The organism is Burkholderia sp. E168m23 (assembly GCF_016586125.1).
In the GTDB taxonomy this organism is placed as follows: domain Bacteria; phylum Pseudomonadota; class Gammaproteobacteria; order Burkholderiales; family Burkholderiaceae; genus Burkholderia; species Burkholderia orbicola.
Map to the genome: position 1 here is coordinate 1 of NZ_BCPP01000468.1, position 5,452 is coordinate 5,452.

A 5,452-nucleotide genomic window follows, 5' to 3' on the forward strand; every position below is an offset into this window, starting at 1 on the left:
CGTTACCCGGTCGCGATCAACCAGGCGTATGCGACGACGAAATGGGTGGCCGCGCACGGCGCGGAGATCGGCGTCGACGGCAGCCGCCTCGCGGTGGTCGGCAACAGCGTCGGCGGCAACATGTCGGCTGTCGTCGCGCTGATGGCGAAGGACAAGGGCGGCCCCGCGATCCGCTTCCAGGGGCTGATGTGGCCGGTCACGGACCACAACTTCAACACGGGTTCGTACAACGCGTATCAGCAAGGCCACTTCCTGACGCGGCCGATGATGAAGTGGTTCTGGGACGCCTATACGAAGAACGAAGCGCAACGCAACGAGATCTACGCGTCGCCGCTGCGGGCGAGCGTCGCGCAGCTGAAGGGTTTGCCGCCCGCGCTGATCCAGGTCGCGCAGTTCGACGTGCTGCGTGACGAAGGCGAAGCGTATGGCCGCAAGCTCGACGCGGCCGGCGTGGATGCGACGACCACGCGCTACGACGGCACGATCCATGATTTCGGCTTGCTGAACGCGCTGGCCGACGATGCGCCGACGAAGGCCGCGACGAAGGCGATGGCCAATGAAATCGCGACGCGGCTGAAGTAACGCGATCGGCGGTCGTTCGACCCTGAACGACAGGACGGCGGGCAGGTGCCCGCCGTTTTTGCGTGAGGGCGTTTGGTTCCGGCCCGGCAGCGGGTCAGGGCGAAACGGTTGAATGGCGATCGCGCCCGCCCGCCGTCATTGTTGGTACGATCGCGCGTATCGTCCACGCCGGCGTCGCACGCCGCTGGCTCATCGGCCGCGCGGCTGCCCGTTCGCGCGGCCACGTTCGGGAGAAGCGGTTCATGTTGCAGGCATTCGCGGTCTTGCTGATCTTCCAGTGTCTCGGGGAAGGCGTGTCCTATCTGTTTGGCCTGCCGGTGCCGGGCCCCGTGATCGGCATGCTGCTGCTGTTCGGCTTCGTGATGCTGCGCCCGCAGGTCGCCGATGCGATCGAGCCGACCGCGCTCGAGCTGCTGCGTCACCTGTCGCTGCTGTTCGTGCCGGCCGGCGTCGGCATCATGGTGTCGGCCGACCGTGTGCGCGGCGACGCGGTCGCGGTCGTCGTCGCGCTGGCCGTCAGCACCACGCTCGCGATCGCGGTGACGGCGCTCGTCACGCGCGCGCTGCTGCGGCGCCAGCGCCGCGCGGGCGGCACCGCGGAGGGCGCGCAATGACGGCGTTCCCGAAGCTCGGCGCGATCTGGGTCTATCTTGCCGCGAGCCCGCTGCTCGGCCTGACCATCACGCTGGTCGCGTATCTGTTCGCGCAGGCCGTCTATGCGCGGGCGCGTTTCAATCCGCTGGCGAATCCGGTGCTGATCGCGGTCGCGGTGATCGTCGTGCTGCTGACGCTCACGCATACGCCGTATCCCACGTATTTCGAAGGCGCGCAGTTCGTCCACTTCCTGCTCGGCCCGGCGACCGTCGCGCTCGCACTGCCGCTGTACCGCCAGTGGTCGAAGCTGCGGCGCACCGCGTTGCCGCTGCTCGTCGGCCTGCTCGCGGGTTCGCTGACCGCGATCGTGTCGGCGGTCGGTATCGCCGCGCTGTTCGGGGCGTCCCATCAGACGATCGCGTCGCTCGCGCCGAAATCGGCGACGACGCCGATCGCGATGGCCGTCGCCGCGGAGATCGGCGGCATTCCGTCGCTCACGGCCGTGCTCGTGATCTCGACCGGGATTTTCGGCGCGGTGTGTGCGCGCGGGATTCTCAACCTGCTGCGGATCGACGAGCCGGCCGTGCGCGGTTTCGCGCTCGGCGTCGCGTCGCACGGGATCGGCACCGCGCGCGCGTTCCAGGTCAGCGAGGAAGCCGGCGCGTTCGCCGGGCTCGGGATGGGGCTGAACGGCGTGCTGACGGCGTTCGTCGTGCCGATCCTGCTGCCGGTGCTGTCGCGCTGGATCTGAGCGCCGGCCCACGCCGCCCGGGTATCGGTTTCCCTGATGGCGCGGCCGGCATGCCGAAAGGACGACGCCCCCGGCGCGCATGTATCGGTGACGTTATCAGGACAATTCAGGAACGCACACGGACATTTGCGCGGCGATCGGCTAACGTTGCATCGGTGCCGTTGTCGCAGGCCGTCGCGTGCGCGCCGGTGTCCGACCCACACTCAACAATCGACAAGGAGATCGGTCATGAAGCAGTCTCGCGTGGTTTCGGTGGCAGTAGCAGTAGCGGCGTCGTTCGGTCTGTCGTTGACCGCCGCGCCGGCGGCATACGCGCAGGACCCGGCGTCCGCGCCGGCGCAGAAGCAGCTCGACAAGGCGCAGAAGAAGGCGGCGCGCAAGGCGGCCCGCGCGCGGCACGCGTCGGACCTGAAGGCGATCGGCACCGGCAGCGGCTACCGGTTGACCGGCGACCAGAGCAACTATCCGCAGAACGCCGTGCAGAAGGCGCCCGCGACGAAGGCGGCGCCGGCCGCGCCGGCGTCGGGCCAGTAACGGTCGACAGCGTTGCACAGCACGAACGGCGCCGGTTGAACCGGCGCCGTTCGTTCATGTGCGGAACTGCACAACTGCGGGGCAGCGAGGGGCGAGGCCCCCGCGTTACGACGCGAGCTTGCTCGCGAGTTCCGCGACGTGCTTGCCCTGGTAGCGCGCGATGTCGAGCTCGTTCGCGCTCGGCTGGCGGCTGCCGTCCGCGCCGGCGAGCGTGGTCGCGCCATACGGCGTGCCGCCGGTGATTTCGCTCATGTTGACGAGCCCGCTGCACGCATACGGCACACCCACGATCACCATCCCGTGATGCAGCAGCGTCGTGTGGAACGACGTGATCGTCGTTTCCTGGCCGCCGTGCTGCGTGCCGGTCGACGCGAACACGCTGCCGATCTTGCCGACGAGCGCGCCTTTCATCCACAGGCCGCCGGTCTGGTCGAGGAACGTGCGCATCTGGCCGGCCATGTTGCCGAAGCGGGTCGGCGTGCCGAAGATGATCGCATCGTAGTCGGCGAGTTCGTCCACCGTGGCGACCGGTGCGGCCTGGTCGACCTTCACGCCGATCGCGCGGGCCTGATCGACGGGGATCGTTTCCGGCACGCGCTTGAGCGTGACCTCGACGCCGGGCACCGATTTCGCGCCCTCCACGATGTGCTGCGCCATCGTTTCGACGTGCCCGTAGGACGAGTAGTAAAGAACGAGAACCTTGGCCATGTTGCGAATCTCCGATTAAAAGGGCCCCGCCTCAGCGGGGCCCGGTTTCCCGAACGGGCGTCACGCCCATTCGGCCGTCACTTCGACCGGACGCAGGTCGAACACCAGCACTTCGGCATCCTTGCCGTCGGCGATCGTCAGTGCCTGTTCGCCGCGGATGCGCGCGCCGTCGCCTTCGCCGAGTGTCACGCCGTTGACCGTCACGCTGCCGCGTGCCACGTGGACGTAAGCAAAACGGCTCGGATCAAGTTCCAGCGTCGTGCTTTCGTCGCCGTCGAACAGGCCCGCGTAAATCCGGGTGTCCTGCCGGATCTTCAGCGAACCGGCATCGCCGTTCGGCGACACGACGAGGGCGAGCTTGCCGCGCTTGTCGTCGGCCGCGACATTGGTCTGCTGATAGCGCGGCTCGGCACCCTTTTCGGCCGGCCCGACCCAGATCTGCAGGAAGTGGACCGGCGTGTCCTGCGAGTGGTTGAACTCGCTGTGGCGCACGCCCGTGCCCGCGCTCATCAGTTGCACGTCGCCCGGCACGATCACCGAACCGGTGCCCATCGAGTCCTTGTGTTCGAGCGCGCCGTCGAGCACGTACGACAGGATTTCCATGTCGCGGTGCGGGTGCGTGCCGAAGCCGCGGCCCGGGGCGACGCGGTCGTCGTTGATCACGAGCAGGTCGGAGAAGCCGACTTGCTTCGGATCGTAGTAATTCGCGAACGAAAACGTATGACGGGAGCTGAGCCAGCCATGCTCCGCACGGCCACGTTGGTTTGCTGCACGGATATCGATCATGATTTTTTGTCCTTGAAGTCGCCGGACCTCGGAAGTGAGACCGGCCGTTCGTTGAGATGAATCTTAGGTCAATCTATTTGACAAATAAATCGCTGTAGAGATAATGACTGTCGCCATGGAGTGGACAATATGGAAATCAACGACCTGAGGATCTTCGTCGCGACCGTGGACGCCGGCAGCTTCACGGCGGCGGCCGATCAGCTGATGCTGTCCAAGCAGTTCGTCAGCCGGCGCACGATGGCGCTGGAGGCGTCGCTCGGTGTCCGGCTGCTGCACCGGAATACCCGCAATCTGGCGGTGACCGAATCGGGGCAGGAGTTCTACGTGCGCGCGCAGCGCATCCTCGCGGAGATCGCCGACGCCGAGCAGGCGATGTCGGTACGCAGCACCGAGCTGCATGGCTCGCTGAAGATCAGCGCGCCGCTGTCGTTCGGGATCACGCACGTGTCGCCGCTGATCGCCGAATTCCTGTCCGCGCACCCGGCCGTGCGGCTGAACCTCGACCTGACCGACCGGCGCGTCGACCTGATCGGCGAGGGCTTCGACCTCGTGCTGCGGATCGGCTCGCTCGAGGATTCCACGTTGATCGCGCGTCCGCTCGGCGCGTGGCGGATGATCGCGTGCGCGAGCCCCGCCTACCTGAAGCGGCACGGCACGCCGCAGACGCCGGCCGATCTCGCCGGCCACACCTGTGTGCTGTACGGGCGCGAGCGGCGGGTCGGCTGGGAGTTCCGCGTCGACGGTGCAGTGCGGACGTTCGACGTGCAGGGGCCGCTCGTCGCGAACAACGGCGAAGTGGTGCGCGACGCCGCGATCGCGGGGCTCGGCATCGCGCTGCTGCCGCACTTCATCGTCGGCGCGGCGCTCGACAGCGGCGCGCTCGTGCCGGTGCTCGACGCGTACGTGCCGCCGCCGATCACGCTCAATGCGGTGTTTCCGCAGCACCGGGAAGGGTTCGTCACGCTGCGCACGTTCATCGGGTTTCTCGCGGAGCGGCTCGGGGAGCCGGCGCCCACGGGCGGGAACGGGGCGGGCCGGGTACGGTAGCCGGCCGCTTTGCGGTGAATGGGGTGATTAATATCCGCACATTTTGCGGAGATTGTTGAGTCGCGCGGCGAATGAGCGGATAATCTCCGCATGATGAGCGGAGATTACACCTTTATCTGGGAAGCGGCCGACTGGCCGGCATGGCGTTTCGACCTCCCGGCCCTCGCCACGCCGCTCGCCGACGTCAGCCGTGCGCAAGGCATGCTGGCCGGGCGGCTGGCGGATGTCGGGCTGGCGTTGCGCGACGAGGCGAGCCTGGCCGCGCTGACGGACGACGTCGTGAAGACCAGCGCGATCGAGGGCGAGAACCTGAATGTCGCATCGGTCCGGTCGTCGATCGCGCGCCGGCTCGGCGTCGATATCGGCGCGCTGGCGCCGGTCGATCGCCACGTCGAGGGTGTCGTCGACATGGTGCTGGATGCGACGACCCATTCGGCGGCGCCGGTCACC

At 67.7% G+C, this 5,452-nt stretch carries 8 protein-coding genes; 6 read left to right on the forward strand and 2 right to left on the reverse strand.

Annotated features, from left to right (window positions below; genetic code table 11):
• The 4 genes from JMF90_RS22220 to JMF90_RS22235 all read left to right on the forward strand — a co-directional run.
• On the forward strand, positions 1–582 hold a 582-nt coding region (locus tag JMF90_RS22220), incomplete at its 5' end, for an alpha/beta hydrolase (RefSeq protein WP_201325435.1).
• 242 nt (positions 583–824) lie between these two features.
• Positions 825–1,196, forward strand: a complete 372-nt coding sequence (locus JMF90_RS22225) for a CidA/LrgA family protein (protein WP_011549311.1) — start codon at positions 825–827, stop codon at positions 1,194–1,196.
• Positions 1,193–1,927 (forward strand): LrgB family protein, encoded by a 735-nt coding sequence (locus tag JMF90_RS22230; protein ID WP_006490940.1) that lies wholly within the window; start codon positions 1,193–1,195, stop codon positions 1,925–1,927. Before JMF90_RS22225 ends, JMF90_RS22230 begins: the two co-directional genes overlap by 4 nt.
• Positions 1,928–2,155: 228 nt before the next feature.
• Positions 2,156–2,461 carry a hypothetical protein gene (locus JMF90_RS22235; RefSeq protein ID WP_011549310.1) on the forward strand — a complete coding sequence of 102 codons (306 nt, stop codon included), beginning with the start codon at positions 2,156–2,158 and terminating at the stop codon, positions 2,459–2,461.
• Positions 2,462–2,566: 105 nt separating this feature from the next.
• On the opposite strand, the gene wrbA is transcribed toward JMF90_RS22235, so the two are convergent.
• Positions 2,567–3,169: an NAD(P)H:quinone oxidoreductase gene (gene wrbA / locus JMF90_RS22240; protein ID WP_006481047.1), complete on the reverse strand. Its 603-nt coding sequence runs from the start codon at positions 3,167–3,169 to the stop codon at positions 2,567–2,569.
• 60 nt (positions 3,170–3,229) lie between these two features.
• Positions 3,230–3,955 (reverse strand): pirin family protein, encoded by a 726-nt coding sequence (locus JMF90_RS22245; protein WP_011549308.1) that lies wholly within the window; start codon positions 3,953–3,955, stop codon positions 3,230–3,232.
• 129 nt (positions 3,956–4,084) lie between these two features.
• Between JMF90_RS22245 and JMF90_RS22250 the strand changes: the two genes are divergently transcribed.
• On the forward strand, positions 4,085–5,002 hold the full coding sequence (locus JMF90_RS22250) for a LysR family transcriptional regulator (protein ID WP_012337107.1): 918 nt from the start codon (positions 4,085–4,087) through the stop codon (positions 5,000–5,002).
• Between the two features lie 90 nt (positions 5,003–5,092).
• Positions 5,093–5,452 (forward strand): DUF4172 domain-containing protein (locus JMF90_RS22255; protein ID WP_201325436.1); only part of this gene is annotated, 360 nt, incomplete at its 3' end.